The sequence below is a fragment of the Protofrankia sp. Cr1 genome, assembly GCF_963555865.1.
Classification (GTDB): Bacteria; Actinomycetota; Actinomycetes; order Frankiales; family Frankiaceae; genus Protofrankia.
Map to the genome: position 1 here is coordinate 14,198 of NZ_CAUVXO010000054.1, position 3,262 is coordinate 17,459.

Below are 3,262 nucleotides of genomic sequence, written 5' to 3' on the forward strand. Positions count from 1 at the left end.
AAGGCCTCCTGCGCACCGGGAACAGTCATCACGGGGACGCCGAGCGCTTCGACCAGCCCCGCGTCATCGGTGATCGCCACACCGTCAGCGGACATCCCGCCGAGCCGGTAGGCCTCGTCGAGCACATCCCTGCGGAAGCCCTGCGGCGTCTGCACGGCGCGCAGAACATCACGGGAAACCGTCCGCACGACCCTGCCCACGTCATCGACCTGCTTGATCGTGTCGTTGATCGCGAGCACCGGGATCACCGCCGGTGCTCCGCCCAGCACCGCGGCGGCGACCGCATCGACAAGCGCGGGGGGTGTCAACGGGCGGGCCGCGTCGTGGACCAGAACAACCCCCACCGTCTCATCAAGGACGGCGATTGCCGCCCGAACGGAATCGATGCGCTCCGCGCCGCCGGCTATCACCCGCACGCCGGGCCCGAGCAATGCCGCAAATGTTTCCAGCTCTGTGGCCGGAGCTGCGACAATCACCTGGTCCACCAAAGTCGCAGACGTCAACAAATCGACGGCATGCTGGACGAGTGAACGTCCGGCCAGCGCACGAAGCGCCTTGGGTACGGACCCACCAAGACGTTCGCCGCGGCCGGCTGCCGGAACGACCGCGGCTACACGGTCAGACATGTGCACAGGTCTCAAACAAACCGGGCACGTCTGGATATCCGCGCTGCCTGCTGCCGGCTAACCCGCCAGGACCTCATCGAGCATGGCTTCGGCCTTGTCCTCATTTGTGCCTTCCGCGAGTGCGAGCTCACTGACCAGGATCTGCCGCGCCTTGCTCAGCATGCGCTTCTCGCCCGCGGACAGCCCCCTTTCGCGATCACGACGCCAGAGGTCGCGAACCACCTCAGCGACCTTGTTCACATCGCCGGAGGCGAGCTTCTCAAGATTCGCCTTGTACCGCCGTGACCAGTTGGTCGGCTCCTCGGTGTGCGGAGCCCGTAGAACCTCGAATACGCGCTCGAGACCATCCTGACCGACTACATCACGGACGCCGACCATCGCGACGTTGTCCGCTGGGACGCGCACAGTCAGGTCACCCTGAGCGACCTTGAGTACAAGATAGAGCTTTTCCTCGCCCTTGATGACGCGTGTTTCAATCGCGTCGATGAGCGCAGCACCGTGATGTGGGTAAACAACGGTCTCGCCGACTTGGAACGCCATGTGTCAAGTGCCCCTTCCGCCTTCACCAGAGTAACACGCATGCATCGACCCAGGTCAGACGCATGCTTGTAAGGCAGGCCGCGATCGGCCCGCCAACACGCCTCGGTGACGTGTCGCCGGTGGGTCGGCGACGCTCCGGACCAGGCGAAACGGGCAAAGGCCGCCGACACGAGCAGCCTGCCCGGATGTCCTTCTGTGCCCCTCGCTACCCCCATGGCACCGATGATCAACATGGACCTCTGGCACGGTCGTGGTGTCGTGGCGGCCGGATGCCTCCGTTTCACCACGTCCCAGCCATGACTTCGCCTAGCTTCCTATACCACCCGGCAGATAGGCCGTCCATCGGCCACGATGGAGGGGTGCACCTCACACCGCCGCCGCCCGCCTCCGGGGACGACGACGGCAACGGGCCCAGCCACGACGACCATCGTTCCCACCCCCGCAACGGACCTCGCGACGACATCCCGCCGATCAACATCAAGATCCCCGACGACATCAGTGAACTGGCCGAGGATGTCGCCATCTACCACGCCGAGCTGCGGTCTCGCCAGCGCCGGGAGCTCCTGAGCAAGATTGTTCCCGGTCTGCGTCGGATGCCGGCCGGCCCGGCCGACCGGCCGTCGGCCCAGTCGCGCCCCGTCCCCGGCGTGATCATCGCCGTACTCCTGATAATCATCAGCGCGCTCGGCGCCATGGTGCCGCTCATCCTGACGCACCCGCGTCCGGTCACACCCAACGGTCCGCTTCCGCTCGCATCCACGACCGCCCGGCCGGGCACTGTCGGCGGCCTGCTGCCCGACCTCCCGCTCAGCGCCACGCACGGGTCGCGCGCCACAACAGACCTTCGGCCGGCGCTGATCGTGCTGCTCCCGGGATCCTGCGACTGCTCGAGAGCGGTACACGAAATCGTGGGCCAGGCCAACGAGGGCATCCCGGTACCCACCTATCTGGTCACCCCGGGAGCTGACAATCCGTTGTTGAATGATCTCACCCGCTCGCCGGCGGCTGCGGGGGGGCTTGCCGTCGGCTACGGCGACCCGGACGGATCCCTCGCCCGTCTGGTCAACGCGGATCCCCAGCGGCCGACGCTGCTCCTCATCGCCGCGGACGGCCGGCTCGTGCAGCCGCCTCGCGGCTTCGCTCCCGGCGACCGGTTGGAGGGCTGGCTCAGCGCCGTTCCGCTCCGCTGACACGCCATCGGTATCTGATCATCGCCGAGTGACCATCGTTCATCTCGCGCGCTCGGCGGCCGCTGGCCGACCCCTGGCCAAAGAGCGCGCGACCATCGTTCATCTCGCGCGCTCGGCGGCCGCTGGCCGACTAGGCTGTGCCCCGCGGTCGAACCCGTCGGGTGCGCGAGTCCCCGAAAGGGGTCGGCCGCGCGCCGTCCGCCGGTCCGGCGGCGGATCAACCAGTACCGACGCGACGACCGTCGGTACCGTACCGAGGAGCAGCCGAGCCGTGAGCCACCGTCCGGGTGTGCGTACCGCGACCGCCTCGCTGTTCGCCAGCGCATCGCTGATTGCCACGATCACACTCTCATCGTGTGCAGCAGGTAATGACGCGGTGACGGCACAAACGCGCACGACGACGAACTCAGCCGCCGGTGCCGTCGGCACCATCTCGCTGCGTAACGTCTATGTGGCCGGGCCTGCGACCTCGGGCGGAAAAGCCCAGATCATATCCGCGTTCTTCAACGGCGGAACCCAGGACGACGAGATCATCGGAGTCGCGTCGCCGGCTGCGGACGGCGGCCAGACCCCGAAAAGTGCGGTCCTCGAAGCAGGCGGCCGCAACCTCTACATCGCCGACGGCAATGCTCCCGTACTGACCGGGCTGAACCGTGACCTCGCTGTCGGGCAGGCGATTCCGGTCACGTTCACCTTCGCCAAGGCGGGAAGCGTCACCCTCGCCGTCCCGGTGGAACCACCCGCTCCGGGAGCCTCCGCGGACCCCGCGACATCGGGCTCGACGCCGCCTGGGCAGCAGGTGAACGCCACCGCGACCAGCAGTGCGACCCCGAGCAGCAGTGCCACCCTGAGCAGGAGTGTCACCGCGACCAGCAGTCCGGCCGCCGGCGTGTCGCGCCCGGCCGG

4 protein-coding genes are annotated in these 3,262 nt (G+C 67.7%); 2 read left to right on the plus strand and 2 right to left on the minus strand.

Going from position 1 to position 3,262, the window contains the following annotated elements:
- The coding region (gene ispD / locus U9980_RS07470) for a 2-C-methyl-D-erythritol 4-phosphate cytidylyltransferase (protein WP_322767267.1) at positions 1-626 on the minus strand (626 nt) is incomplete at its 3' end.
- Between the two features lie 57 nt (positions 627-683).
- Positions 684-1,166, minus strand: coding sequence for a CarD family transcriptional regulator (locus U9980_RS07475; protein ID WP_131749102.1), 483 nt, complete (start codon positions 1,164-1,166; stop codon positions 684-686).
- Positions 1,167-1,525: 359 nt separating this feature from the next.
- On the opposite strand from U9980_RS07475, the gene U9980_RS07480 reads away from it, so the two are divergent.
- Together U9980_RS07480 and U9980_RS07485 are read left to right on the plus strand one after the other, a co-directional pair.
- Entirely contained in the window at positions 1,526-2,356 is an 831-nt protein-coding gene (locus tag U9980_RS07480) for a hypothetical protein (RefSeq protein ID WP_322767268.1), read from the plus strand.
- A 271-nt stretch (positions 2,357-2,627) separates the two neighbouring features.
- Positions 2,628-3,262: hypothetical protein (locus U9980_RS07485; RefSeq protein ID WP_322767269.1), on the plus strand; the 635-nt coding region annotated here is incomplete at its 3' end.

Excerpts from the sequence above, each read along its gene's own strand:
- U9980_RS07475 (WP_131749102.1), bottom strand. The coding sequence starts at position 1,166 with ATGGCGTTCCAAGTCGGCGAGACCGTTGTTTACCCACATCACGGTGCT.